Annotated in this window: 20 protein-coding genes; 10 read left to right on the plus strand and 10 right to left on the minus strand. The window is 61.7% G+C overall.

Annotation, left to right across the window (positions count from 1 at the left end; translation table 11 throughout):
• Positions 1-53 precede the first annotated feature (53 nt).
• Positions 54-1,229: an alanine racemase gene (locus tag QM600_RS10945; protein WP_283261477.1), complete on the plus strand. Its 1,176-nt coding sequence runs from the start codon at positions 54-56 to the stop codon at positions 1,227-1,229.
• Positions 1,230-1,256: 27 nt separating this feature from the next.
• Here the strand turns inward: QM600_RS10945 and QM600_RS10950 are convergent, their stop codons facing one another.
• On the minus strand, positions 1,257-4,700 hold the full coding sequence (locus tag QM600_RS10950) for a TM0106 family RecB-like putative nuclease (protein ID WP_283261478.1): 3,444 nt from the start codon (positions 4,698-4,700) through the stop codon (positions 1,257-1,259).
• Between the two features lie 91 nt (positions 4,701-4,791).
• Here QM600_RS10950 and QM600_RS10955 point away from each other — a divergent pair, with 91 nt between their 5' ends.
• Entirely contained in the window at positions 4,792-5,424 is a 633-nt protein-coding gene (locus QM600_RS10955) for an alpha/beta hydrolase (protein WP_283261479.1), read from the plus strand.
• Positions 5,425-5,442: 18 nt separating this feature from the next.
• Here the strand turns inward: QM600_RS10955 and QM600_RS10960 are convergent, their stop codons facing one another.
• Positions 5,443-6,060 carry a cysteine hydrolase family protein gene (locus QM600_RS10960; protein WP_283261480.1) on the minus strand — a complete coding sequence of 206 codons (618 nt, stop codon included), beginning with the start codon at positions 6,058-6,060 and terminating at the stop codon, positions 5,443-5,445.
• 123 nt (positions 6,061-6,183) lie between these two features.
• Here QM600_RS10960 and QM600_RS10965 point away from each other — a divergent pair, with 123 nt between their 5' ends.
• Together QM600_RS10965 and QM600_RS10970 are read left to right on the plus strand one after the other, a co-directional pair.
• Positions 6,184-6,885 (plus strand): FadR/GntR family transcriptional regulator, encoded by a 702-nt coding sequence (locus tag QM600_RS10965; protein WP_283261481.1) that lies wholly within the window; start codon positions 6,184-6,186, stop codon positions 6,883-6,885.
• A complete protein-coding gene (locus QM600_RS10970; protein ID WP_283261482.1) occupies positions 6,882-8,252 on the plus strand; it encodes an FAD-binding oxidoreductase in 1,371 nt (456 codons plus the stop codon). The genes QM600_RS10965 and QM600_RS10970 overlap by 4 nt, the downstream gene beginning before the upstream one ends.
• 59 nt (positions 8,253-8,311) lie before the next feature.
• Here the strand turns inward: QM600_RS10970 and QM600_RS10975 are convergent, their stop codons facing one another.
• The 4 genes from QM600_RS10975 to QM600_RS10990 all read right to left on the minus strand — a co-directional run bounded on the left by QM600_RS10975 (position 8,312) and on the right by QM600_RS10990 (position 12,578).
• Complete coding sequence (locus tag QM600_RS10975) at positions 8,312-10,099, minus strand: AMP-dependent synthetase/ligase (protein ID WP_283261483.1); 1,788 nt, start codon at positions 10,097-10,099, stop codon at positions 8,312-8,314.
• A gap of 138 nt (positions 10,100-10,237) precedes the next feature.
• Positions 10,238-10,936 (minus strand): DUF8548 family protein, encoded by a 699-nt coding sequence (locus QM600_RS10980; RefSeq protein WP_283261484.1) that lies wholly within the window; start codon positions 10,934-10,936, stop codon positions 10,238-10,240.
• A 111-nt stretch (positions 10,937-11,047) separates the two neighbouring features.
• Positions 11,048-11,677, minus strand: a complete 630-nt coding sequence (locus tag QM600_RS10985; RefSeq protein ID WP_283261485.1) for a phosphoribosyltransferase — start codon at positions 11,675-11,677, stop codon at positions 11,048-11,050.
• Positions 11,678-11,750: 73 nt separating this feature from the next.
• A complete protein-coding gene (locus QM600_RS10990; RefSeq protein ID WP_283261486.1) occupies positions 11,751-12,578 on the minus strand; it encodes a carbon-nitrogen hydrolase family protein in 828 nt (275 codons plus the stop codon).
• Positions 12,579-12,680: 102 nt separating this feature from the next.
• On the opposite strand from QM600_RS10990, the gene QM600_RS10995 reads away from it, so the two are divergent.
• Positions 12,681-14,432 (plus strand): DEAD/DEAH box helicase, encoded by a 1,752-nt coding sequence (locus QM600_RS10995; RefSeq protein WP_283261487.1) that lies wholly within the window; start codon positions 12,681-12,683, stop codon positions 14,430-14,432.
• A gap of 83 nt (positions 14,433-14,515) precedes the next feature.
• Here the strand turns inward: QM600_RS10995 and QM600_RS11000 are convergent, their stop codons facing one another.
• The 4 genes from QM600_RS11000 to QM600_RS11015 all read right to left on the minus strand — a co-directional run bounded on the left by QM600_RS11000 (position 14,516) and on the right by QM600_RS11015 (position 19,173).
• A complete protein-coding gene (locus QM600_RS11000; protein ID WP_283261488.1) occupies positions 14,516-16,420 on the minus strand; it encodes an ABC transporter ATP-binding protein in 1,905 nt (634 codons plus the stop codon).
• A gap of 95 nt (positions 16,421-16,515) precedes the next feature.
• A complete protein-coding gene (locus QM600_RS11005; protein ID WP_283261489.1) occupies positions 16,516-17,106 on the minus strand; it encodes an AMIN-like domain-containing (lipo)protein in 591 nt (196 codons plus the stop codon).
• A 56-nt stretch (positions 17,107-17,162) separates the two neighbouring features.
• Positions 17,163-17,588 (minus strand): YchJ family protein, encoded by a 426-nt coding sequence (locus QM600_RS11010; protein WP_283261490.1) that lies wholly within the window; start codon positions 17,586-17,588, stop codon positions 17,163-17,165.
• Positions 17,589-17,610: 22 nt separating this feature from the next.
• A complete protein-coding gene (locus QM600_RS11015; RefSeq protein ID WP_283261491.1) occupies positions 17,611-19,173 on the minus strand; it encodes a long-chain-fatty-acid--CoA ligase in 1,563 nt (520 codons plus the stop codon).
• A 247-nt stretch (positions 19,174-19,420) separates the two neighbouring features.
• Between QM600_RS11015 and QM600_RS11020 the strand changes: the two genes are divergently transcribed.
• The 5 genes from QM600_RS11020 to QM600_RS11040 all read left to right on the plus strand — a co-directional run bounded on the left by QM600_RS11020 (position 19,421) and on the right by QM600_RS11040 (position 25,690).
• Positions 19,421-20,194 (plus strand): ABC transporter ATP-binding protein, encoded by a 774-nt coding sequence (locus QM600_RS11020; protein ID WP_283261492.1) that lies wholly within the window; start codon positions 19,421-19,423, stop codon positions 20,192-20,194.
• 4 nt (positions 20,195-20,198) lie between these two features.
• Positions 20,199-22,733, plus strand: coding sequence for an ABC transporter permease (locus QM600_RS11025; protein ID WP_283261493.1), 2,535 nt, complete (start codon positions 20,199-20,201; stop codon positions 22,731-22,733).
• A gap of 91 nt (positions 22,734-22,824) precedes the next feature.
• On the plus strand, positions 22,825-23,271 hold the full coding sequence (locus QM600_RS11030; RefSeq protein ID WP_283261494.1) for a hypothetical protein: 447 nt from the start codon (positions 22,825-22,827) through the stop codon (positions 23,269-23,271).
• A 104-nt stretch (positions 23,272-23,375) separates the two neighbouring features.
• A complete protein-coding gene (locus tag QM600_RS11035) occupies positions 23,376-24,551 on the plus strand; it encodes an acyl-CoA dehydrogenase family protein (protein ID WP_283261512.1) in 1,176 nt (391 codons plus the stop codon).
• 8 nt (positions 24,552-24,559) lie between these two features.
• A complete protein-coding gene (locus QM600_RS11040) occupies positions 24,560-25,690 on the plus strand; it encodes an acyl-CoA dehydrogenase family protein (protein WP_283261495.1) in 1,131 nt (376 codons plus the stop codon).
• Positions 25,691-25,751: the final 61 nt, after the last annotated feature.

Raw genomic sequence — 25,751 nt, forward strand, 5'->3', positions numbered from 1 at the left:
TCGTCCAAGTCGAGTGGTTGACTTGACCGCAACGCCGCGACGATTGGACACACGTGACTACAACTCTGGATCGACTTACTGCAGCTACCCGCGAACTCGACCCGCCACTTGCGGCTCTCGACCTGACGACTCTGCGCAGCAATGCCGCAGATCTGGTTCGACGGGCCGGCGGAACTCCCGTGCGGGTGGCCAGTAAGTCGGTTCGCTGCCGCGCAGTGCTCGAAGAGACGCTCGGAAGTGGGCTGACGGCAGCAGGCGGATTCCGCGGAATCATGGCCTACTCATTGCGCGAAGCTCTGTGGCTGGTCGGTCTCGGTGCCCGCGACGTCCTGATGGGATATCCCACGGTCGATCGTGGCGCCTTGGCTGATCTTGCTGCCAACCCTGTTGCGATCCAATCGATCACACTCATGATCGACGACGCCGCTCAACTCGACGTCATCCGTTCGTCGTCCTCGGGCATACCGCCGATCCGTGTGTGTCTCGATGTGGACGCCTCACTGCGTATCGGGCCGATCCACCTCGGGGTACGACGCTCACCGCTGCGCGAACCCAGTGCTGTCGCCGCTCTGGCGTCCGTTGCACAGGCACGCGGATTTGCCGTCATAGGAGTCATGTTCTACGAGGCGCAGATCGCCGGCCTGCCGGACTCGAGTCCGGCGATTCGTTTGGTCAAGAAGGCGTCGGCGCGCGAGTTGTCCGAGCGACGAGGCGCTGTTGTCGCAGCCGTCACCGATGCTGTGGGCACTCTCGAAATCGTGAACAGCGGCGGTACTGGATCCCTCGAAGTAAGTGCCGCAGATTCGGTAGTCACCGAAGTGACCGCTGGTTCGGGCCTGTACGTACCGACATTGTTCGACAAGTACCGAGCCTTCCGGCCCGACCCGGCGCTGTTCTTCGCGCTCTCAGCGGTCCGCAAGCCAACGCCCAAGGTCACCACGCTGTTCGGCGGCGGGTACATCGCCTCCGGCCCGGCTGGTCCCGCCCGCGTTCCGACGCCGATGAGCCCGCGCGGATTGAAACTGCTTCGAAACGAAGGTGCCGGAGAAGTTCAGACACCTGTCACCGGACGGGTTGCCGGTGACATCGCGGTCGGTGATCGGGTGTGGTTCCGTCACGCGAAGGCTGGTGAGCTGTGTGAGCGGTTCGACATGGTGAATGTCGTCGAGGCAGACGGCACCGTCACCGCGGTACCCACCTATCGCGGTGAAGGGCAGTGCTTCGGCTGAACCAGTCCAGTCGGCGCCTGGCCGGTCCTAGCTGGTCAGCCGCATGAACGCACCGAGTTCCATCAGCCCGGCCGGGGTGCTCGGCATGTACTGCGTCAACGCGTGTGACCGAACGATGATCGCGCACCACTTGCCGCGGGAGACTGCGACATTGAGGCGGTTACGGGAGAGCAGGAACGACATTCCTCGCGGAACGTCCTCGATCGCGGAGGCCGCCATCGACACTATGGCAACAGCGGCTTCGCGCCCCTGGAACTTGTCGACGGTGCCCACCTCGACGTCGGTCAACCCGGCTGCGGCAAGATCGTGCTCGATGGTGCCGACCTGCGCATTGTAGGGCGCGACGACCAGGATGTCGGACTGATCGAGGGGACGGGTGCCGTCGAATTCGCTGGGGTCGGTCCACGGGGTGCCCAGGAGTTCGCGGATCTGTATGACAATCTGCTGTGACTCTTCGGGTGAGTAGGTTGAGTTGCCGCGATGTTCGACGAAGACGGTGTGAACTCCGGCCGCGAGACCGTCGAGTTTCCTTGCGCCAGTGACGGATTCCTGTGAATGTAATTTTCCGTCGTAGGACAGTGCGGAGACCGGCGCACACAGGTCGGGATGCATGCGCCAGGTCTTCTCGAGGAAGTATCCCAGTTCCGGGGGCAGTGCACCGTGTCCTTCGGCCAGCCAGCCGAGTGCGGATTCGTCGACTGGTTCGGGGTGGGTGCCCTGACTGACCTGGGGCAGCTGCTGTGGATCGCCGAGCAGGAGTAGATTGCGGGCGGCGATTGAGACGGCGATCGTGTTCGCCAGTGCAAACTGGCCGGCCTCGTCCACCACGAGGAGATCCAGGCTGCCGGCCGGTACACGATCCGTGTTCGCGAAATCCCAAGCGGTACCGCCGATCACGCATCCGGTGCCTTCGGCTTCTGCGATAAAACCAGGATACTGCTCGGATGGGATATCCATCCACTCTGCAGTCCGGCTGCGCTTCCCTTTCTTTGCCACCAGCGCCGGGTCCACGCCGGCCTTGACGATGCCGCCCAGCATGTTCTCGACCACCGAATGTGATTGTGCGACAACACCGATTCGCCAATGATGTTGTTCCACCAAGGCTTTGACCACTCGGGCACCGGTATATGTCTTGCCGGTACCGGGAGGTCCCTGCACGGCAACGTACGAGTCGTCGAGGTCCAGTAGGGCAGCGGTGATCGCCGAGGCGTAGTCGTTGCCCGCGTCGACAGCGGGAAGCGCAGCACCGGACAGAGTTCGGGGAGTATGGCGTCGCAGAATGTCGACCGCGGCGTTTCGCGGCAACTCAGGCAGGATTCCACAGGCCTCGGACGCAGCGGCAGCGATGGACTTCTCCATCCGGCCTGTCGGGATCGGGCGTCCGGGAGCCAAAGCGACCGGGGCATCGGTGTATTCGTCACCGCCCAGCAGTTCTTCGATGGTCACGACGTCGTAGCCGTCGACTTTGGTTACAGCGGTCACCTTTGCGTTGCTGGTGCCGCGCTGTCCGGAGGTCTCGCTCGCTACTGCGCTCGGTGCCGGTGTCTCGTACAAGGCAAACAGGTCGGTCCCCGGGTTGACTGTGCTTCCCGTTCCGAAGTTTCCGGTCAACTGGATATGCCGACGCCGTTTCTTCTGTCGGGGAGTGCTTGTATGCCAGTCTGTTTCGACGTTCGAGACATCGACGATCATGACGTCGCGAACGTCGACGAGATCTTCGATCGGTACCGTCAGGCGGTCGAAATGCGCCCACCAGTAAGGCTTTCGTTCCCGATTGTGATAACTGACGGCCGCTGCGAGGAGGGCTGCCGCCTGTTGCTCGGGAGTGCGTGTCGAACCCGCTTTGTGTCCGGCGAATTCGCGCAGAACAATTTCGGTTTCGGTGAGTTCTTCTACCGGCATGGAGATTTGGCCGGTGGGCTGGCGAAGCGTGACGCCATGCTCTGCGGCGCGCTCGGCCAGCCAATTACGCAGTCGGAGAGTAGATTCGCAGTCATACTCGTTGTAGTCGGAGATACCTTGAAGGAGTTCGCGAGCCTCGTCGGCTTTTCCGGCGTCGCGTAGTGCGCAGTAGTCGGCGTACGCCACCACCGACGCTGCCGCGTTGGTGACGTCGCCGCCGCGGCCGTGCTCTCCCATGTACAGCGGTTCGAGTTTCTTGATGCTGTACGAGCGTGCGCCGATCTGAACCGACTGACGAACCAGTGGGTAGAGGTCCACCAGAACGTTTTCTCGGAGCAAGGTGTCGACTACCTGCTCGCCGACACCATGACGGGCGGCTAGACGAAGCAGTGCGGACTTCTCGTAGGCCGCGTAGTGATAGATGTGCATCCCGGGGTACGCATCGCGGCGTGCTGTCGCGTAGTCGAGGAAATCGATCAGGGCTTGGCGTTCACCGGCCCGGTCGTGTGCCCAGAACGGTGTGAACACGTACGTCTCGGCCGGACCTTCGACCACACCGAACAGGTATTCCAGGCCCCACTCCGACGAGCCGTCTTCGGCCCACAACGGATCACCTTCGAAGTCGAAGAAGATGTCGCCCTCGTTCTGAACCGGGAGTCCGGCGAGCACATCTTTGTTGAACACCGTGAACTCAGCGTTGCCGGATTGTTCCTGGCGCAGTTGAAGTGCAGCCTGAGCGCGCAACTTTTCGAGAGTTTGGGTGCGGATGCCGTCGACGGGGCCTTCGCTGACGGCAAGTTCGTCGATCGAGGTGATGTCCGCGGCGATCAACTGAGCCCGTTGATTGCCACGAACTCCGGCCACCAAAAGCAGGTCACGATGATTTTCCACTTCGACACTGCACGTATCGCAACGGCCGCACCGTAGGTAGCGATCATCGAGCCACTCTGCGGGCTTGCCCTCCGCCCGGTGTTCGTCGAGGACCAGCTCGAGTGCCGCCCGGCGGGCGGTAAACACCGGTGCGATGTCTCCGATGTCGTGCGACGACGTGCTGCCGTCGCCGAGCAACAGGTGCACCTGATCCGAAGCTGCGATGGCATTGCGGTCCAGTGCGTCGGCATAGGCCGCCAACTGAAGGAGGGCAGAAACCTTGGCATGCCGCGAAAGCTTGCTGTCGTAGACCGCGTACCGATCGCCCTCTCGGACCAGGAAATCGCAGAACCCCAGGAATCTGCCGTCGAAGAAAGTCCCCTGATAGATGACGGGCGCCCCGGCGCGTGCCGCTTCGACGGTGGCAAGTGTGGCCGCAGTCAATCCGGCACGGGTGTGCTCCGGTCGCTCCATGACAACAACGGCGTCGCCGTGTTCCGCGATGAAACGCTCCAACTGCTCGCGCTCGTGGGTATCGCCCAGCGCGGATGTCCGTTCGAGCATCGGATCTGCGTCGACACCGTCGGCCGTGATCAGCCCCGTCCTCGTGTCGAGTCGTCTCAGGAGACCGAACTCGCACGTTGCGGCTGCCGAGAGGTCACTGGCGCTGTAGACGATCTCATCGTCGAGGAGGAACACCTACGTGATTGTGCCAGTGCGGTCCGACAAAAGCGGGCTTCAGACATGCCGGGCACTTCGGATGGGAGGTGAGCGGTGCAGAATAACGGCTATGCCCTTTTTCGACGGTCGAACCGGTCAGGTGCACTTTCGACGCTGGTCGGTGTCCGGCGATGCGACGCCGCGGGTGTCCTTGGTGTTCTTGCACGGGCTAGGGCAACACAGCGGTCAGTACCACCGTTTTGCGGGCGCGCTCACATCCGTCGGTATCGAGGTCTGGGCGGTCGACCACACCGGGCACGGATTGTCGGAGGGCGAGCCGGGGGCTTCGGTGCCGTTGTCCGATCTGGTTGCGGACGCCGCTACGTTGGCAGACATCGCACGGGCCGCGTTGCCCGGTGTCGCGCAGGCAGTCATGGGACATTCCCTGGGCGCCGTAACCGCATTGACGATGCTGGCACACCGGGACCACGATTTTACGTCGGCGGTGCTGTGCGGAATTCCGCGAAGCGCTGTTGCACAAGCAGGTTGGGGCGAGCTGGCAGATTCTCGGATTCCGGTTCTGGTAGTTCACGGCGTCGACGATCGGATAGCGCCGATCGACCCGGTGCGTAAGTGGGCGGCGACTCTTCCGAATGTGGAAATGCGTGAGTTCGAAGACGCCGGGCATGATCTGTTGCACGAGAAGGTTCACGCCAGCGTGAGCGTCATGAGCCGTGAATTCCTTCTCGCGCACAGTCGTTGATCTAGAACAGGCGGCGAGCTAGGCGAGCGCGTCCAGTATGTCCTGTGATGTCACGGGGTGGGAGAACATCGGGTAGTCGTAGGTGATGGCGTTCTCATGTTCCGCGACCGAAGTTCCGGCGACGCAGTCGGTGAGAGTGATGACGCGGTAGCCGTTTTCGTATCCGGTGCGCATGGTCGATTCGACACAGCAGTTGGTCAGGAAACCGCCGAGGATGATCGTGCGAATTCCTTTGCTGCGCAGAATGAAATCAAGGTTGGTACTGGCGAAGGTATCGAGTCCGCGCTTGCCCTCGATGAGGATGTCGCCGTCTTGTGGGGTCAATTCGTCGACAATCGCAGCTCCCCAGGATCCCTTCACGAACGCCTTGCCGTCGACAACGCCTTTGAGGATTCCGTAGGGATGCGAGGTTATTTCGTTGTACCCCTCGGCGAAGGTAATGGGTGCGTGCATCACTGTGACGCCGGCCGTGCGGGCGGCGTCGACCAGTGTGGTGGTGTTCGCGAGCAGCCCGGTCGATTCCATGACGGGGGCGACGGCGTCGTGGAGGACACCGCCTGCGGTGGTGAAGTCGTTCTGATACTCGATGAGTACAACTGCGGTGGTTGCGGGATCCAACTCGAGCTTTTCGGTCATGTTCGACACCTGTCTACGTGGTTCTAGGTGACGCTCACGCGCACCTGTGGGTGGTCCACTTCACAAATCATCTCCATTAAACAGTTTGTCAGACAAGCAGGCAAGGGGTGGTAGCGTCTCGGTATGGACACAACCCCGTTGTCTCGAATGCCGTTGGCCCTTGCAGTCTCAGGAAGGATTCGCGCCGCGATTCTCGACGGAACATTGCCGGTGGGTGAGTCATTGCCTACGGAAGCGGAACTGGCACAGACATTCTCGGTAGGGCGATCCACCGTCCGGGAAGCTCTCCGCGTGTTGCAAGCTCAGGGCTTGGTGACCGGCGCAGATACCGTGTCGACGGCCCGGCCGCGGGTCACACACGAGAATACTGCCGATTCCGCAGCGATTGCGTTGAGTGCGGCCGTTCAGGTCGGTGCTGTCCCGCTTCGCGATCTCGTCGAATTGCGGGTACTTCTCGAGGCCGCTGCGCTGCGCGGTGTTTCCGTTGTTCCGGAGGCTGCGCATGTTGCCGTCGAACGCATGCGCCAGGCTGTGGCCACTGGCAGTGCTGCCGAGTTTCACGACGCCGACGTCGATTTCCATGTCGCACTCGCCGGTGCCGGGGGGAACAAGGCGTTCGGGTTGGTGATGACAGTGCTGCGCGACGGTATTGCGAGCTATCTGATGCGTGAACTTGACGCTCTCGATGATTCGACCGCCACATTGGGTGTTCTGCTCGCGGAGCATGAAGCTATCGTCGACGCGATCGTACGTGGTGAATCCGACTATGCGGCAAAGCTTGTCGAGAATCATGTGCGTGGTTTCTACGAAGGTCGAACGCAATGACTACATCTGTGAATGTACTGGCCATTCGGTTGCGAGAAGCGTTGGGGGAGAAGGCTACTACCGATCCTGACCGAATGGGAACCTACATTCGTGATCAATCGATACTGACTGAGGCGGGTGTCCCGGCAGCCCTGGTCAAGGCCACGTCCGCCGTCGACGTCGTGGCAACGATGAAGATTGCTCACGAGTTGTCCGTCCCGGTTGTGACTCGCGGCGCCGGAACCGGTTTGGCGGGCGCAGCCAACGCGATCGACGGTTGCATCATTCTCGGTGTCGCGGGCATGAATCGCATTCTGGAGATCGACGCGGCTGCCCGCACGGCGACGGTGGAACCGGGTGTGATCAACGGTGACCTGGCAGATGCAGCTCGTGCGCAAGGGCTTTGGTACGTTCCGGATCCCGGTAGCCGTGCCATCTCCAGTATCGGAGGCAACTTGGCCACCAATGCCGGTGGAATCTGTTGCGCCAAATACGGAGTCACGGGCGACCATGTCGCGGAGCTGACTGCAGTTCTTGCCGACGGACGGGTGATTCGCACCGGGGCGAAGACGCGGAAGAACGTGGCGGGTCTCGACCTCACACGCCTGCTTGTCGGTTCCGAAGGAACTCTTGCGGTCATTGTCGAAGCAACGATGCGGTTGCGCACCGCGCCTACTGCGGCAACCACTGTCGTGGCTTTCTTCGCCTCGGCGGAGCTGGCGATCGACGCAGTCCTGGCGGTGGCTGCGGTTGCAGAGCCGTGTCTGATGGAGCTGATGGACGACGTCACCATCGCGGCCGTAAACCGTTTCACGAGAATGGGTCTCGACGAAAGCGCGGGAGCAATGCTCCTCATTCAATGTGACGGTCGGTCGGCGGCGGAAGAGGCGGCGGACTGTGCGACCGCTTGTGAGTGTGCCGGAGCGAGTGAAGTGTTCCATACCGACGATCCTGAAGAAGGGGAAGCCTTCACGGCGGCGAGGAGGATGGCATTGCCGGCGCTCGAAGCAATGGGAACTGTTCTGCTCGACGACGTTGCTGTGCCCGTACCGGCGCTACCGCGCATGCTCGATTTCATCCGAACTGCAGCCGAGATGCACGGCGTCACCATTGGTACCTTCGGTCATGCTGCCGACGGAAATCTTCACCCCACCATCGTTTTCGACGCAACGGAGGCTGGAGCGCAGGGTCGTGCGAGGAGTGCGTTCGACGACATCGTCTCGGGGGCATTGGAATTGGGCGGCACGATCAGCGGTGAGCATGGCATCGGTGTTCTCAAAGCGCCGTACATGGAGGACATGGTGGGTTCTGTCGAGCGGGAGTTGATGCTGTCGGTGAAGGCCGCATTCGATCCGAAGAACATCCTTAACCCGGGTCGCGGAATCTGACGCGAACGACTGTGGCCCGGTTCTCGTTCGAACCGGGCCACAGTCGCAGTGCTGATCGGTCAGGAATACAGACCCGTGATCGCACCCTTGTGAGCTTCGTGAATGATGTTGCGCTTGAGCTTGAGCGTCGGCGTCAACTCGCCGGTCTCCTGCGTGAAGTCGACCTCGAGGATCTTGTACTTCTTGATCTGCTCGGGGTTGGAGACCTTCTTGTTGGCATCGGCGACGGCCGAATCGATTTCGGCGATGAGATCGGGGTTCTTGATCAGGTCGGCGATAGGAGTTCCGGCTGCGAGACCACTGCGTGCCACCCAGCCGGGCAGGGTTTCCAGATCGAGTGTGATCAGTGCACCGATGAACGGTTGACCGTCACCGACTACGAGGCACTGGCTGATCAGGACATGCGCGCGAAGTGAATCTTCGAGACCGGCCGGAGCGACGTTCTTGCCGCCGGCCGTGACGATGATTTCCTTCTTGCGGCCGGTGATCGAGACAAAACCTTCGTTGTCGATCGAGCCGAGGTCGCCAGTGTGGAACCAGCCGTCGATGATGGACTCTTCGGTGGCCTTGTCGTTGTGCCAGTAGCCGCTGAATACCACGGGGCCTTGGACCAGGAGTTCGCCGTCTTCGGCGATGCGTGCGGCATGGCCGTTGATGGGCTTGCCGACGGAGCCGACGCGTTGTGCGGCCGAGGTGTTCACCGTGAGGGCGGCGCTGGTCTCGGTGAGGCCGTAGCCCTCGTAGATCGGGATTCCGACACCACGGAAGAAGTGACCCAGGCGTGCCCCGAGGGCTGCGCCACCGGATACCGCACGTTCGCAGTCGCCGCCGAGGGCCGCACGCAACTTCGAGTACACCAGCTTGTCGAAAACGGCGTGCTTGAGCTTGAGCGCCAATCCGGGGCCGTTCTTTTCGAGCGACTCGCTGTATTCGATGGCTGTCGCGGCAGCCTTGTCGAAGATGCCGCCTTTGCCTCCGTCGACGGCCTTCTGGCGTGCCGAGTTGAAGACCTTCTCGAAGACTCGGGGAACCGACAGGATGAAGGTCGGTTTGAACACGGCGAACTGTTCGAGCAGTGTCGTGAGATCAGAGGTGTGTGCGACGGTCACCTTGGAGTCGAATGCGCCGAAGGAGATTGCCCGAGCGAAGACGTGGGCGAGCGGCAGGAACATCAGGGTCTTCTTGCCGGGGACCATGGATTCGGGCATAGCCATGCGGCAGGCCGCAGATTCGGCGTAGAAGTTGGAGTGTGTCAGCTGGACGCCCTTGGGTCGCCCGGTGGTTCCGGAGGTGTAGATCAACGTTGCCGCCGAAGCGGCTGTGACCTGGTGGCGACGGGTGTCGAGTTCTTCGTCGGTGATCGCGGCGCCGCGGCTCGACAGTTCTTCGAGAGCACCCGATTCGATGACCAGGACCTCGCGTAGAGCCTCGGCAGCTTCGGTGACGTCCTTGATCTTCGTCGCCTGATCGGAGGTCTCGATGAGAAGTATCGTAGTAGCGGAGTCCTCGAGGATCCACTGTGCCTGATGCGGGGACGACGTCTCGTAGATAGCAACGGTGCAGCCGCCGGCAGTCCAGATTGCGTAGTCGATAACGACCCATTCGTACCGTGTTGCCGAGAGGATAGCGACGCGGTCGCCGAGCTCCACTCCGGACGCGATCAGACCCTTGGCTACAGCGGAGACCTGCTTGGCGAATTCGACAGCTGTGACGTCGACCCAGGAGCCGTTGACGTTGCGCTTGAACGGAACAAATGTCGGGTCTTCCTCGGCATGGCGGAACACTGAATCGGCCATGGAAGCATTCTCCGGAATTGAGAATGACTGTGGAACTGAAAACTCACGCACTTTGACCCCTCCAGTGACAACTGACATTTCTGATGTGCATTGCATCACATTAGTCGGTATTTTGCACTGTCGTTACTATTCGGTAGACCAATCTGCGTGTCGACCTGGGTTTTGATGTTACGAAGCGTTCACAGTTACTTAGGCTGCGTGGTCCAGTGACCGTCCGTGGACCGACAGCCAGCGCCTGATTGCGTAGTCCAACCGGTCAGGCTTGACACCGAGTTGCGCAGCGGTTGCTGCGAGGATCTCCGCCGTGTTCGACGGGCGCTCGTCGGTGCCCAACGTCGTGCCGATGAATGTGTCGGCTGCTGAGCCGAGATCGATGTGGGGGATGCCCGCCAGCATCAGCAGGTGTGCCCAGGTCACATCTGCGTCGGAACCGCAGGCTTCTGTCCACGCCCGGCGAACCGCGTCGAGGGAGTGATCGGAATCGGCGGCCGAGAGAAGGTCTTCGACGGAGTCGATGTGGAGGTAGTGAAGTTTCTCGGCAACCTGCTGGATGTGCCGCGCCTCGATCGGGACGCCGGTCGCGCTGTAGCGCCGCTTGTAGGAGCCGATCTTGCCGGCCCACTGATCCGAGCTGCCGGCCTCCTCGAATGTTCGCAGGAGTTCGCGGGCACCGTCGGTGACGGGGTTCTTGTCTCGGGCTTGTCGGTAGGCCAGATAACGATCGACGACAGCAACTTCGCTGTGTCCGCTGCTCGACTGCACCGATTCGATGATGCACAGCGCGAGACTCGCTCGGTATGCATCCGAAGCCACCCACGCGGATGGGTCGCCCAGTCGGTCGCGGCACGCTGCTGCGACTGCGTCGACGGTATCTGTCGGGATGCTCACGATGTCCTCCAGAAAAAGCTTGCCGGTGTTATTTCTTGCTCCACACGGGCTATCGACACCTGGGGTCAAAATGTTGCACACATCACATAAACGTTCCGAATTGCCTGAAAACTACTGTTCGAGGAGGTTGACGACCTCGGTATCGGTCAACTGGTGGAAATCTTCGAAAGCCGCGCCGACGCCGCCGAGCAGTGGCGGGACGTACGGACAGATAACGGCATCGGTCAAGTTTTCGAGCAGGCGCATCGCCTCGGGCGAAGCGATCGGTACAGCCACGATGACGCCGTCAGCACCTTGTTCACGAGCGCATTGCGCCGCGACGGCAGCGCTCGCTCCCGTTGCCATTCCGTCGTCGACGATGACGGCGGTTCTGCCGACGAGCGAGACCGGGGTGCGACGGTTTCGGAGAACATTCGCTCGTCGCTGCAGTTCGGCGCGTTCGGTGCGCTCGATCCGTCGTAACGCTTCGGGCGAGACTTGCTCCGCTGCAATCACGTCGTGGTTGAGTACGCGGACGTCACCTTCGCCGATCGCGCCGAGAGCGAGTTCAGGATTTCGGGGAGACCCGAGTTTGCGCACGACGATGATGTCGAGCGGTGCGTGCAGGGCGGTCGCGACCTCGGCCGCGACGGGAACCCCTCCACGAGGGAGTCCGAGGATGACCGGGTCGTGAAGTTGTGCAGGGTCCAGCCAGCCGGAGAGTGTTCGTCCGGCGGCAAATCGATCTCGATAATGTGCCATCGCTGTCCTGGTGGAGAACGACCCTTGGGGATTTACCGGTGAAGCGCCACTTTCGACGCTACTCGTATTTCCGTCACCGTTCGATAATTGTGAACCGCCGCAACGCGAGAGCCGGATTCTTCTGACGAACCTCGTGGATTCGCGAGCTCGAGACGGGTGTCGACGCGACGCCGACCTGCTCGCCGAGTGAGCAGAGCACAACACCCATGGGGTCGACGATCATGCTTGCGCCGGCGCCGCCGCGCGCACTCTGGTCCGCGGCTGCGATGTACATGGTGTTCTCGATAGCCCGGGCACGAATAAGGGTCGTCCAGTGATCTTCTTTCAACGGGCCCGGAACCCACTGGGCCGGAAGTAGGAGAACGTCGGCGCCGGCATCGACGATGCGACGAGTCACCTCGGGGAAGCGGAGGTCGTAGCAGGTCTGCAGTCCGAAAGTCAGACCTTCGCACAGGAAGGTCTGCGGCTCGTCGATCTCGCCTGGTGCGATTACTGCCGATTCCAGATATCCGAATGCGTCGTAGAGATGAAGCTTCCGGTAGGTGGCGGCAAGTTCGCCTCCCGGGCCCATTGCGACAAGGGTGTTGGAGATTCTGCTCACGTTGCGCAGTCGCTCGTTCATTCCGGCTACGAGGAAGATTCCGAGGTCCGCGGCGATGGCAGCCAGACCCGAACCGAACGTGCCGTCAAGGTCTTCGGCGGTGTCGATCAGGCGCTCGTCGGTACGGGGCGCGGTATACATGGAGTACTCCGGTGCGACTACCACTTTTGCGCCCTGAACAGCGGCTTCGGTGGCAAGTGAACGTAGTGCGTCGAGGTTCGCCGCCTTGTCCATGCCGGGAGCGAACTGCGCAACGGCAACGACGGTCCGTGAGGGGGGCGTGGGGGTGTCCTCGGTCATGGTTCTTACGCTAGGCGAAACCGCCGGTGAACGTGGATGTGTCGTAGTCGATCACCAGGTATGTAGTCGTGGCTATACTCCTTCGGCTAAACTGCTGGTCAAATGAGTGATATTGAGCGTGACCCCGAACCCCCAACATTTGCCGACCTCGACATCGATGATCGGGTACTGAAGGCACTGTCTGACGTGGGCTACGAGTCGCCCTCGCCGATCCAGGCTGCCACCATTCCTCCGCTGCTCGAAGGCAAGGATGTTGTCGGACTTGCCCAGACCGGCACCGGCAAGACAGCGGCATTCGCCATTCCTGTCCTGTCGCGTATCGATACGTCGGTCAAGCAGACTCAGGCGCTGGTGCTTGCTCCTACCCGTGAGCTCGCACTGCAGGTAGCCGAGGCTTTCGGCAAGTACTCCGCCCACATCCCCGGGCTGAATGTCCTGCCGATCTACGGTGGCCAGAGCTACGGCGTTCAGCTGTCCGGCTTGCGCCGCGGCGCGCACGTCGTCGTCGGTACGCCGGGCCGTGTCATCGACCACCTCGAGAAGGGCACTCTCGACCTGACCAATCTCGCCTACCTCGTTCTCGACGAGGCCGACGAGATGCTGAAGATGGGTTTCCAGGAGGACGTCGAACGCATCCTCCGTGACACTCCCAGCCAGAAGCAGGTCGCACTGTTCTCCGCGACGATGCCCGGATCCATCCGCCGCATCTCGAAGCAGTACCTGAACAACCCGGTCGAGATCACCGTCAAGTCCAAGACGTCGACGGCTTCGAACATCAATCAGCGCTACATCCAGGTTGCGCATCAGCGCAAGCTCGACGCCCTGACTCGTGTTCTCGAGGTCGAAACCTTCGAAGCGATGATCATCTTCGTTCGCACCAAGCAGGCAACCGAAGAGTTGGCCGAGAAGCTTCGCGCTCGCGGGCATTCTGCTGCTGCCATCAACGGCGACATCGTCCAGACGCAGCGCGAGCGGACCATCGGTCAGCTCAAGAACGGTGCCCTCGACATCCTCGTGGCCACCGACGTTGCCGCCCGCGGTCTCGACGTCGAGCGCATCTCGCACGTCGTCAACTACGACATCCCGCACGACACCGAGTCCTACGTGCACCGCATCGGCCGTACCGGTCGCGCGGGCCGTCAGGGTGACGCGTTGCTGTTCGTCGCTCCGCGTGAGCGTCATCTGCTCAAGTCCATCGAGAAGGCGACGCGTCAGCCGCTTGCCGAGATGCAGCTGCCCAGCGTCGACGACGTCAACGCTCAGCGTGTCTCCAAGTTCGGCGATTCCATCACCGAGAGCCTGGCGTCCGAGAATCTGGCGTTGTTCCGCAAGATGATCGAAGATTACGACCAGGAACATGACGTTCCGCTCATCGACATCGCGGCAGCACTCGCAGTGCAGTCGCGTGACGGCGACGCATTCCTTCTTGCTCCCGAGCCGCCGGCACCGCCGCGTCGTGAGCGTGAGCCTCGCGAGCCGCGACCGCCGCGCAAGTTCGACGACCGTGAGGCGCCGCGTTCGCGCGGACCCGAGGGCCAGGAATTGGCGACGTACCGCATTGCGGTCGGTAAGCGTCACCGTGTTGTTCCGGGTGCCATTGTCGGCGCTATCGCCAACGAGGGTGGCCTGCGTCGAAGCGACTTCGGGCACATCAGCATTCGTCCCGATCACAGCATCGTCGAGTTGCCTGCAGATCTGTCCAACGAGACCCTCGAGGCTCTTCGTCGGACTCGTATCTCCGGTGTCCTGATCCAGCTGCAGCCTGATTTCGGACCGCCGCAGGGCCGTCCGGCCGGCGGCCGTGGTGGTCGTGATGACCGTCGCGGTGGCGGACGCGATCGCTTCGAAGACTGATCTTTTTCGCTGAACAGGCGCTGCTCTCCAATCGGAGGGCAGCGCCTGTTTTGTTTGTCAGCGCTTGTTTGTCAGCATGAATGTCAGAGGACGCTCGGTTCGAGATCGTCGGGAGCGGGTTGCTCACTGCCGGTATCGAATTGAGTGCGGTACAGCTCGGCGTACCGGCCGCTGTGGGCGAGCAGTTCGGTGTGAGTGCCGCGCTCGATGATCCGTCCGGCTTCGACGACCAGAATCAGGTCGGCGGCGCGGATGGTGGAGAGTCGGTGCGCGATCACGACTGCAGTGCGCCCGGCTAGAGCTTCGCCCAGGGCTTCCTGAACTGCAGCCTCGGATGTCGAGTCAAGGTGGGCGGTGGCTTCGTCGAGGATCACGACTCTCGGCTGAGCCAAGAGCAACCGAGCAATGGTCAGACGTTGACGCTCACCGCCGGACAACCGGTATCCGCGTTCTCCGACAACGGTTTCGAGTCCGTCGGGCAAGGACGCAACGAGGCTGGTGAGCCTCGACCGCTCCAACACCTCACGCAACTCTTCCTCCGTGGCACCGGGCCGCGCGAGTAGCAGATTGGATCGCAAACTTTCGTGGAACAGGTGCCCGTCCTGGGTGACCATGCCGACGGTTTCCCGAATGGAGTCGGTGGTCAGATCTCGGACGTCGACCCCGCCGAGTTCGACAGAACCAGAATCGACGTCGTAGAGGCGCGGAATCATCTGAGCGATAGTCGACTTTCCGGCGCCGGATGTGCCGACGAGTGCCACCATCTGGCCGGCTTCGGTGCGGAATGACAACTCGTGCAGGACGTCCTCGCCGCCACGGTTGTCGAGGATCGCTACCTCCTCGAGTGAGGCGAGAGAGACCTTGTCCGCGGACGGGTAGGCAAATTTCACGTTCTTGAATTCGACGGATACCGGTCCGTCGGGAACTACACCCGCATCAGGCTTTTCGGTGATGAGCGGGGCCAGGTCGAGAACTTCGAAGACACGCTCGAAACTGACGAGGGCGCTCATGACGTCCATGCGCGCACTGGCGAGTGCGGTCAAGGGTGAGTACAGCCGAGTGAGTAGCAATGCCATCGAGACAACGGCGCCGGCATCCAACTGCCCGCGCAATGCGTAGTAGCCGCCGAGGCCGTAGACCAGTGCAAGGGCCAGAGCCGAGACAAGCGTCAGCGCGGTCACAAAGATGGACTGCAGCATGGCGGTACGGACGCCGATGTTACGGACCCGTCGGGCTCGGACCGCGAACTCGGTGGATTCCTGTGCGGGGCGGCCGAAGAGTTTGACCAGCGTTGCTCCCGGTGCCGAGAAGCGTTCGGTCATCTGAGTGCTCATAGCCGAATTGTGATTGGCGGCTTCACGACTGAGAGCGGCGAGTCTCGCGCCCATACGCCTGGCCGGGATCACGAATATCGGTAGCAGCAGCAGTGCAAGCAGGGTGATCTGCCACGAAATTCCGAGCATGACAACAAGCGTGATCACCAAGGTGACCAAGTTACTGACCACCCCGGACAGTGTATTGCTGAACGCGCGCTGCGCACCGATCACGTCGTTGTTGAGTCGGCTGACGAGTGCGCCCGTACGAGTCCTGGTGAAGAATGCGATGGGCATCTTCTGGACGTGGTCGAACACTGCGGTCCGCAGGTGCAGGATCAGGTCTTCACCGATACTTGCGGAGAGCCATCGCGTCAGCAGTCCGAGAGCTGCTTCGAGCAGAGCCACCAGTGCGATCAGCCCGGCCAGGATCACGACCACGCTGACGGCGTCGCCACCCACTATCGCGTTGACCACGTCGCCGGCCAGCACCGGAGTGGCGACGGCCAGTGCGGCGGTAACCACGCTGAGTACGAGAAACCAACTCAGATTGCGCTTCTGGGGGACCGCGAATGTCGCGATACGCTTGAGCGCCTTCTTCGAGAACGGCCGTCTGTCTTCTTGCCCGTGCATCGCGTTGTACATCGCGTTCCGCGCGGTTAATTCCATACTCATGTCGGCGTCCTTCGTGTCGTACCGGCACCGAACGTTACGTTGTCGGTACGACACGAAGGTAGAACCTCAAGCGCGCTAGAGGTCAAGTGGGTGGGTTATCGGGCTACGTCCACCACAACACGGATTGGATCGCTGAGCGTGGTCACCGAGAAGGGGCGCTTCTCGGTGACGCCGATGAACGACTGGGTCACGCCTTCGAATACCGAGGACCCGTTGACCTCGGTGACCACGCCACCGGCAACTCCGGGAACGGGATTGGGTCCGGAGTACTGCTCCACGCCGCTGTCGAACGGGTAGGCGGATCCGTCGATCAGCACCTGGATAATTGCGCCGCCCGCGACATTCATGGGCTTGCCGCTACCTTCCTGAACTGCTGCGTCGACGTACTTGACGCGCCATCCGGGCGTTCCCGTGCCGCCCATTTCGTACACGACGCGATCGAAGTTCTCGTGTGCGCCGATCCGGACATCAGTGACAGTCAGCCTTGATTCGGACACTGCTGCCGAGGTTTTGTCCGAGCTGTCCGTCGGAGCGGGTTCAGGCGCGGCGCCCGAACTGGTAGTCGGGGACGCCGAGGATATCGCTGCGGTCGGTGTCGCGACGGTTTCCTGCGAGCAAGCGGTGAGGCTTACACCTACTGCGATGGCAGCGATGGCGGCAAATGATCTCGTCCGGTTCGTTGTCATGCATCGATCGTAGGGCTCGCGACAGGCGACGCGGCGAGCGCGGTGCTCAGAGTTGTCTAATCGATATCGCCGTCGACGTAGAGCCACTGCCCGTCGATCCGTTCGAACCTGCTGCGCTCGTGGAGAATTCCGTGTTCCCGTCCGAAAGAGTAGTGGGCGCTGAACTCCACGATGCCTTCGGAATCGAACAGGCTGCCGCGTTCGGTGTCCAAGATTTCGAGCCGAGTCCATTGCTGGTCGGTGTCCAGATCCAACGTCGACGGGCGGTGGTCGGAATGCCAAGTCCTCAGCAGATATTCGGTATCGAGTACGGCGAAAGCCGTGTACCGCGAACGCATCAGTGTTTCGGCTGTGGGTGCGGTGGCCTGTCCGGAGAGGTATCGGCCGCAGCACTCGCCCAACGGATTCCCGCTCCCGCAGGGGCAGGGAGAAGTCGGGGTGAGGGCAGACGGGTCGAATCGAGTGGGGCGGCGCGAAGTCACCGCCCCATTACAGCACGAGAACTCAGACCAGCTTGTTTTCGCGGTTGTCCCAGTAGGGCTTACGGAGGTCCCGTTTGAGTATCTTTCCGGTTGGGTTACGGGGAAGGATTTCGACGACGTCGATGCTGGTCGGGCACTTGAACTTTGCGAGCCGTCCGTGTGTGTAGGTAATCAGTTCGGTGTCGGTGATCTGTGCGTCCGCGGTGAGAACTACGACGGCCTTGACTGTTTCACCCCATCGGTCGTCGGGGACGCCGATGACTGCGACTTCGGCAATTGCCGGATGTTCGACGAGGACTCGTTCGATTTCAGGTGAGTAGACGTTTTCGCCGCCGGTGATGATCATGTCCTTGAGCCGGTCCTCGATGAAGACGAACCCTTCTGAATCTGCTCGACCCATGTCCCCGCTGCGCAGCCAGCCGTCGGGCGTGATTGCTTCGGCAGTGGCCTCGGGCTTGTTCAGGTATCCCGGTGTGCACTGCTCCGACCGCCACCAGAGTTCTCCGGTAGTCCCAGCTTCGACGTCTTCGAGGGTGACGGGATCGACGACGCGCAGTTCGACGCCGGGAATGGGAGTTCCGGCCGAGGCCATGCGTTCGACTTGCGATTCGTCGCGGTGCACGTCGGGCATGAGGGCGGTGACGACGCCGGCCAGTTCGGTCATGCCGTAGACCTGGACGAATTCGGTGTCGGGCCAGGCGGCGAGTGCTGCGCGCAACAACGGAAGCGGCATGGGCGCAGCGCCGTAAGTGATGCGTTTCAACGCATGGAATGCGCCGACGGCTTGATCGCCGGCCGCCAGGACACCGGCGATGACGGGGGGAACCAGGAATGCAATGTTGGCGCCGGCTGCGAGGCCTGCGAATATCGAGGGGCCGTCGGCTTCGCGGGTGAAGTAGCAGCGTCCGCCGGTGTGAATTCCCATGATGGCGTAGCAACTTCCGCCGACGTGAAACAGTGGCATCGCGATCAGGAAGTGATCGCCTGGTCGCGCCGGCAGGATTTCGAGGACGTCGTTGCTGTGTGCGAACAGGTTTCTGTGGGTGAGCTGAACTCCCTTGGGGCGTCCGGTGGTTCCGGAGCTGTAGAGAATGAGAGCAGTGCTGTCGGTGCTGACCACCGGCCGGGCTACCAATGGAATGGCGTCGTCGACCCAGGGTTCGAACTCGTCGTTCTCGCTTCCGACGGTGATGATTAATTCGACGGCCGTCAAGCGGTCGCGCATCGCGACGACCTGGGGGAGTAGTTCGCTGCCGACGAAGAGAATTCGGGCGCCGCAGTCTGCGAGCACGTAGTCGAGTTCTTCGCCGGAGAGTCGCCAGTTGGGGACGGCGTTGGCGGCGCCGAGCAGGGAAGCTGCGTAGGTGATTTCGAGGCAGGAGAGATGATTTTTGTCGACAAACGCGACGGTGTCTCCGGCGCCGATACCGACTTCTTCGAGTGCGCCGGCGATGCGCAGGATTCGGTCATGCCACTGGGTCCACGTGTATTCGGTTCCTTGGAAGGCCATCGCCGGTTCTTCGGGTTTGACGCCGGCCCAGTGCTCGAGTCGATCGAAGATGATTGCAGTGGCGGCGTGGGACATTCGACCACCTTTCAGTGCGTGACGGGTGTCACAAGGCTAGTGGTCGTGGCCGGGTTGTATACGTGTTTCCGGGGAAGGTGCCCGTCGACTCGGACTGTCCGGACAAAGCCGCCCTGAGTTTCTGCTTCTGAATATCAGGGTCGTCCCCGATGGCGGCGAGGACTTGCAGACGACAAGATGGGAACAGTGTCAGTAGGCGCCCGCATACTGGACGCCGGATCAATCCGAAGTGAAGAGGAAGGCGATCATGAGTTCGCACGCCCAATATATTGCGGCCCGCGCCGTAGGCCTGTCCAAGACGTACGGCACCGGAGACACCCAAGTACATGCACTCAGTGCTGTGTCCGCAGATTTTGCGCGTGGTGAGTTCACGGCCATCATGGGCCCGTCGGGTTCGGGAAAGTCGACGCTGATGCATTGCCTGGCCGGTCTGGACTCAGCCAGTTCCGGGTCCGTTCTCATCGGCGACACCGAGTTGACGGGGTTGTCGGACAAGCAGATGACGGCGCTACGACGCGATCGCATCGGGTTCGTTTTTCAGGCGTTCAACCTGGTACCGACATTGACGGCCCTCGAGAACATCACGTTGCCGCTCGATATCGCCGGCCGAAAGGCCGATCCGGCCTGGCTGGACAATGTGCTCACGAAGCTCGGATTGAAGGATCGGCTGGACCACCGACCGGGCGAGTTGTCGGGTGGACAGCAGCAACGCGTGGCGTGCGCGAGAGCATTGGCAGGCCAGCCCGAGATCATCTTCGGGGATGAGCCGACGGGCAACCTTGATTCGCGTTCGTCGGGTGAGGTGTTGTCGATTCTTCGGTCAGCGGTCGACGAGTTCGGTCAGACCGTGGTCATCGTGACGCACGATCCGCGGGCGGCGGCCTATGCGGATCGTGTCGTTTTCCTGGCGGACGGCAAGATCGTCGACGAACTACGTGAGCCGACGGCCGATTCCGTTCTCGATCGGATGAAGCGTCTGGATGCTCCGCAGGTTGCAGTCACAGTAGAAGCCGGAGCTTGACGATATGGCTTCGGTAACCAATTCACCGATGCGCAAGGTGTCGATGCGCAACTTGGCGGCACACAAGGTGCGATTGGCGCTCACCGTGTTGTCAGTGGTGCTGGGTACGGCTTTTGTCGCCGGATCATTCGTATTCACAGATACATTGCAGAAGACTTTCGATTCGATTTTCGAGAACACTGCTCAGGGCGTCGACGTTCGGGTGTCGACGCAAGAACGAAATACCGGCGGTGTTCCGATCGAGGACGTCGACAAGATTGCGGCGATCGACGGCGTTCGAGCGGTTGCGCCGGCGGTCAGTGGTCAGATCGTCCTGATCAATGCCGATGGTGGCGCCGTTCAGACGGGTGGCGCTCCGAGTATCGGGCAGTCGTACCTGCCGGCCGACAAGGCGATCACGGAACCGGATCCGTACGAGGCCGGTGGGCCGCCGACGGCTACCGGGGACATCGCGTTGAACGCGAGTGCGGCGGAGCGGGCGAGTTTGACCGTGGGGGACCAAGCGCGGGTCCTGGTTCCGTCGCGGGGAATCATCGACGTAACGCTCTCCGGTATCTACACGAGTTCTAGTAGTGACACCGGTGGTTACATCGGTGCGTTGTTCACGGACGAGCAGGCGCGGGGACTGTTCACCGACGGTCAGCATGTCGACTATATCGACGTCGCCGGCAACGGAGTTTCGCAGACCGACCTTGCTCAGCGGGTCGAACAGGTTTTTCCGGATCTGAAGGTGCAGACCGGTGATCAGGTTCGAGAAGAGACAAAAGCCCAGGTTGATACAGCGCTCAGTTTCATCAACTATTTCCTGCTGGCGTTCGGTGCCATCGCATTGTTGGTCGGCACATTCATCATCTACAACACCTTCTCGATGATCGTCGCTCAGCGGTTGCGTGAACTTGCTCTGCTCCGCGCCGTGGGTGCGAGCCGGGCCCAGGTCGGGCGATCGGTGGTCACGGAGGCGCTCATCGTCGGGCTGATCGGCAGTGCCATCGGTCTGCTTGCCGGTATCGCCCTGGCCTACGGTTTGCGCGGGTTGCTCAACGCCTTCGACGTGGGATTGCCGGAGGGCTCGTTGCAGGTCAGCCCGCGGACCGTCGTCGTCGCGTTGGTTGTCGGAGTGGTGGTGACGACCCTGAGTGCCTATGCGCCGGCGCGTCGGGCATCCAAGATTCCGCCGGTCGCGGCGATGCGCGAGGAGTTCGCGTCCACCGGAGACTCCCTACATGTGCGCACGATCAGCGGCGCCGTTCTCGGCGTCATCGGTGCGGTCCTGTTGGTTCTCGGTTCACGGGGAACCGGCGAGGGCGCCGCATTGACCGTCGGCGGTGGCGCTTTTGCGCTGATCATTGCCGTCCTGCTCGGCGCTCCGGCGCTGTCGCAACCCATTGTGGGTGTACTCGGCGCGGTATTCGCAAAACCGTTCGGCGCGGTCGGCCGGTTGGCGCGTACCAATGCTGTCCGCAATCCGCGTCGTACCGCCGCTACCGCATTTGCGCTGACGTTGGGCCTGATGCTGGTCACGGTCATCGGTGTGTTCGGTTCGTCAGCCAAGGCCAGTATCAATGCGCTTGTCGACGTGGGTGTCTCGGCGGATTACATTCTGTCCGGCCCCAATGCGATCGGTGTTCCACGCGGCGCGGCCGACGCGGTCCGGGCTCTCCCGGATGTGCAGAGTGCGACCTCCCTCCACGGAGTTCGGGCCAAGGTGAATGGTGAGGACGAGCAGGGTGCGTCGTTGGACGGCCCGATCGACGGAGTGCTCGACTACCAAATCGTGGAGGGCACCGCTGATCTGTCCGGAAACAACATGATGGTTTCCCAGACCACATCCAAGGACAACGGATGGACAGTCGGCTCGACCCAGACCTTGACGGGATCGAACGGCAAGCAATACCCGGCTGTTGTTGCGGGAGTGTTCGAGGACAACCAACTGATCGGCTCATGGATCGTCTCGGATGAGGCGTACCGGACATTGATGCCGGCCGACAGTTTGCCGGACTTCGCTGTTCTCGTGAAGGCGAAGCCTGGTACGGATTTGACGGCGCTGCGCGGCGAACTCGAGACGGCCACCGAAAAGTATGTGGTCATTCAGGTTCAGGACCGTGAGGAGTTCAAGGGAACCCAAGGACAGCAGATCAATACGCTGCTGGCCATTCTGTACGGGCTACTTGCACTGGCAGTGGTCATCGCAATCCTGGGCATCATCAACACGCTGGCGCTCTCGGTTGTCGAACGACGTCGAGAAATCGGAATGCTCCGTGCTGTGGGTATGCAGCGCGGGCAGATGCGACGGACGATCTACCTCGAATCCGTTCTCATTGCGGTCTACGGTGCGGCGGTCGGTGTGCTTCTCGGTATCGCCTTCGGCTGGGCGTTCGTGAGCACGCTCAAGGATCAGGGGTTGGGTGAGGTCACCATTCCGTGGGGTCAGGTTGTCGGGATGCTGATCGGTTCCGGTGTTGTCGGCGTGCTGGCGGCATTGTGGCCGGCAAACCGAGCGGCCAAGACAAAGCCGCTGGAGGCGATCGCAGACTTGTAGGGGGCAAGCGCTGTCACATCGGCGCGACCCGCGCGTGCGCACTTTTGGTTGTGTGAACAGCCAAAAGTGCGCACGGGTAGCGTTGCTTCCTATGATTACCCTTCAAGAAGTCGGCGAACGTGAGTCTTGGCGTTGCTGGCTGTGTGACGAGCCCGTCGATCCCGATATGTCGGTCAACGATCCCCGCGGCCCGAGTATCGACAGCATCAATACCGTCAAAAAGGGCGGAAAATCCAAGGGCGGGGTCGAGCGCCTGGCTCATCGCGCCTGCAATACCAAGAAGGGCGCCGTCAAACCTGTTGTGGCGTGGCCGGATCGGTTGTTCGTCGTGGATCCCGCGCCGATCATCGGAGTGGTGGAGCAGCTCGAACGTAAGGGTGGTCGGGTTGCGGTCGCTCGCTGCCCCGGCAAGGACGATGCCGAGGATGCGTCGGAGTGGTTGATTGATCGGCTTTCTCGATTGGCTCCGAATCTCAATGTCGAAACGAGTATTGATCCCGCCGGCGGAGGATTCCTTTTGGTTCTCAAGACGCTGTGATCGGATCGGGTCCGCCTTCTTACCAGGTTTCCTAACCTTGTCGTGTGCGATCGGAGTACGGTCGAACCGAACATGAATCCGGTTTCGAGTACGAAGGAATCCCGATGAACCTGGCATTGACCGACGAGGAACTGGCGTTCCGGGACGAGATGCGGACGTTCTTCCGCACACAAATCCCCGAAGCGACTAGGACTGCGTACGCCCACGGCGAGGAGTTGGGCCGCGACCGGATGGTCGAGGCCCAGCAGATCCTGAACGCTCACGGTCTGGCTGTGCCGCACTGGCCGGTCGAGTGGGGCGGCAAGGACTGGACTCCGGTTCAGCACAACATCTGGCTCGACGAGTTGCAGTTGGCGTCGGTCCCGGAGCCGCTGGCGTTTAACGCCAACATGGTCGGACCGGTCATCGCGGCCTTCGGTTCGCAGGAACAGAAGGAGAAGTTCCTTCCGGCGACGGCGAACCTCGATATCTGGTGGTGCCAGGGCTTCTCCGAACCAGAAGCAGGGTCCGACCTCGCGTCGCTCAAGACTCGCGCAGTTCGCGACGGCAACGACTGGGTACTCAACGGCCAGAAGACGTGGACGACGCTCGGTCAGTATGCCGATTGGATTTTCTGTCTCGTACGGACCAACCCTGACGCACCTAAGCGTCAGGCCGGTATTTCGTTCATCCTCGTAGACCTGAAGACGCCGGGCGTGACGGTCCGCCCGATCAAGCTGATCGACGGTGGCTACGAGGTCAACGAGGTCTTCTTCGACGACGTGCGTGTTCCCGGTGAGAACTTGGTGGGTGAAGAGAATCAGGGTTGGGGCTACGCCAAGTTCTTGCTCGGCAACGAGCGCACCGGTGTCACCCGCGTCGGTTTCTCGAAAGTTCGTTTGGCTCAAGCGAAAGCCCGTGCTGCCGAGGTTAAGGTCGGCAACGGCACGCTTCTGGAAGATTCCCTGTTCGCAGCCCGTTTGGCGGAGCTCGAGAATGAACTGCTCGCGCTTGAACTCACACAATTGCGGGTAGTAGCGGGATCCTCGGACGGCAAGCCGAACCCGGCCTCCTCGTTGCTGAAGTTGCGGGGATCGGAGTTGCAGCAGGCAGCGGTCGAGATCCTCATGGATGTTGCCGGGCTCGATTCGTTGCCGTTCGACGCCGGCACCGATATCGCCTCGCCGGTGTGGGCGCAACACAGCGCACCGACGTATCTGAATTACCGGAAGGTATCCATCTACAGCGGATCGAGCGAAGTGCAGCGCAGCATCATCGCTTCCTCGATCCTCGGATTGTGAGGCGTGGCATGGACTTCGAACTCAATGACGAGCAGAAGCTTCTTCGTGACACCACCAAGGACCTGCTTTCTCGTAGTTACGACGCCGAAAAGCGAAATGCCGTCACGGATTCGGATCCCGGGTGGAGTCCGCAGGTGTGGAAGCAGCTGGCCGAGGTCGGGCTGCTGGGTCTGACATTTTCCGAGGAAGACGGTGGCATGGACGCCGGGCCCGTCGAACTTGGTGCTGTCATGACCGAGATCGGCCGACGCCTCGCTCCCGAGCCGGTGCTCGACGCCGTCGTCACGCCGGGTGGGCTGATCTCGGACGGCGGTAGCGCGCAACAACGTTCGTCGATCCTGCCCGCAGTGGCCGAGGGCGTGACCTTCCTGGCTTTTGCGGACCAAGAGCCCGGAATCCGTTGGCCCGCAACGCAGCGAACAACTTCTGCGAAGCCGGCGGGTGATGGTTGGAGTATCACCGGTGTCAAAAATCCGGTGGGACACGGAGCCACTGCAGACATTCTGGTAGTGAGCGCCACGTTGCCCGATGGGGGAGTCGGGCTCTTCCTGGTCAAGAGTGACGCGTCGGGCCTGGTGCGAAAGTCGTACGCAACGCACGACGGATTGCGCGGCGCGCAGATCGAGTTCACCGACACGCCGGCCGAGGCTCTGGGTGCCGGAGGTGACGCGTCAGCGCTCGTCGCAGCATCCCAGATCCGCGAGCAGGCGGCTCTGTGCGCCGAGGCTGTCGGCGCCATGGAAGAGGCACTGAGACTCACCACGGAATACCTCAAGACCCGCAAGCAATTCGGGGTCCCGTTGGCCAAGTTCCAGACACTGACGCACCGGGCGGCAGATCTGTACGTGTCACTCGAGTTGGCGCGCAGCATGAGCCTGTACGCGACGATGTCACTGGCCGACGGCGTTGTCGATCCGGTGATTGCGTCTCGTGCCAAGTTGCAGATCGGGCGCTCGGCGCGGCTCATCGGGCAGGAAGCTATCCAGATGCACGGTGGCATCGGCATGACGGCGGAGTATCCGGTGGGGCATTACGTGAGCCGTTTGGTGGCTATCGAGCACACTCTCGGAAGTACCGAGGATCACCTGCGTGTGTTGGCTGCCGGAGTGGCTGACCACGAAATGGTGACTGTGGTCTGATCTTTCGCGGGTAGTCGGGGCCGTATCCTGTTGTTGCAGGGTGCGGCCCCGTCGCTACTTG

It is taken from the genome of Rhodococcus sp. IEGM 1379 (genome assembly GCF_030056815.1).
GTDB lineage: Bacteria > Actinomycetota > Actinomycetes > Mycobacteriales > Mycobacteriaceae > Rhodococcus_F.

Coding starts and splice junctions, on each gene's coding strand:
- QM600_RS10955 (WP_283261479.1), top strand. CDS start 4,792: ATGCCCTTTTTCGACGGTCGAACCGGTCAGGTGCACTTTCGACGCTGG.
- QM600_RS10960 (WP_283261480.1), bottom strand. CDS start 6,060: ATGACCGAAAAGCTCGAGTTGGATCCCGCAACCACCGCAGTTGTACTC.
- QM600_RS10965 (WP_283261481.1), top strand. CDS start 6,184: ATGGACACAACCCCGTTGTCTCGAATGCCGTTGGCCCTTGCAGTCTCA.
- QM600_RS10970 (WP_283261482.1), top strand. CDS start 6,882: ATGACTACATCTGTGAATGTACTGGCCATTCGGTTGCGAGAAGCGTTG.
- QM600_RS10985 (WP_283261485.1), bottom strand. CDS start 11,677: ATGGCACATTATCGAGATCGATTTGCCGCCGGACGAACACTCTCCGGC.
- QM600_RS10990 (WP_283261486.1), bottom strand. CDS start 12,578: ATGACCGAGGACACCCCCACGCCCCCCTCACGGACCGTCGTTGCCGTT.
- QM600_RS10995 (WP_283261487.1), top strand. CDS start 12,681: ATGAGTGATATTGAGCGTGACCCCGAACCCCCAACATTTGCCGACCTC.
- QM600_RS11000 (WP_283261488.1), bottom strand. CDS start 16,420: ATGAGTATGGAATTAACCGCGCGGAACGCGATGTACAACGCGATGCAC.
- QM600_RS11005 (WP_283261489.1), bottom strand. CDS start 17,106: ATGACAACGAACCGGACGAGATCATTTGCCGCCATCGCTGCCATCGCA.
- QM600_RS11015 (WP_283261491.1), bottom strand. CDS start 19,173: ATGTCCCACGCCGCCACTGCAATCATCTTCGATCGACTCGAGCACTGG.
- QM600_RS11020 (WP_283261492.1), top strand. CDS start 19,421: ATGAGTTCGCACGCCCAATATATTGCGGCCCGCGCCGTAGGCCTGTCC.
- QM600_RS11025 (WP_283261493.1), top strand. CDS start 20,199: ATGGCTTCGGTAACCAATTCACCGATGCGCAAGGTGTCGATGCGCAAC.
- QM600_RS11030 (WP_283261494.1), top strand. CDS start 22,825: ATGATTACCCTTCAAGAAGTCGGCGAACGTGAGTCTTGGCGTTGCTGG.
- QM600_RS11035 (WP_283261512.1), top strand. CDS start 23,376: ATGAACCTGGCATTGACCGACGAGGAACTGGCGTTCCGGGACGAGATG.
- QM600_RS11040 (WP_283261495.1), top strand. CDS start 24,560: ATGGACTTCGAACTCAATGACGAGCAGAAGCTTCTTCGTGACACCACC.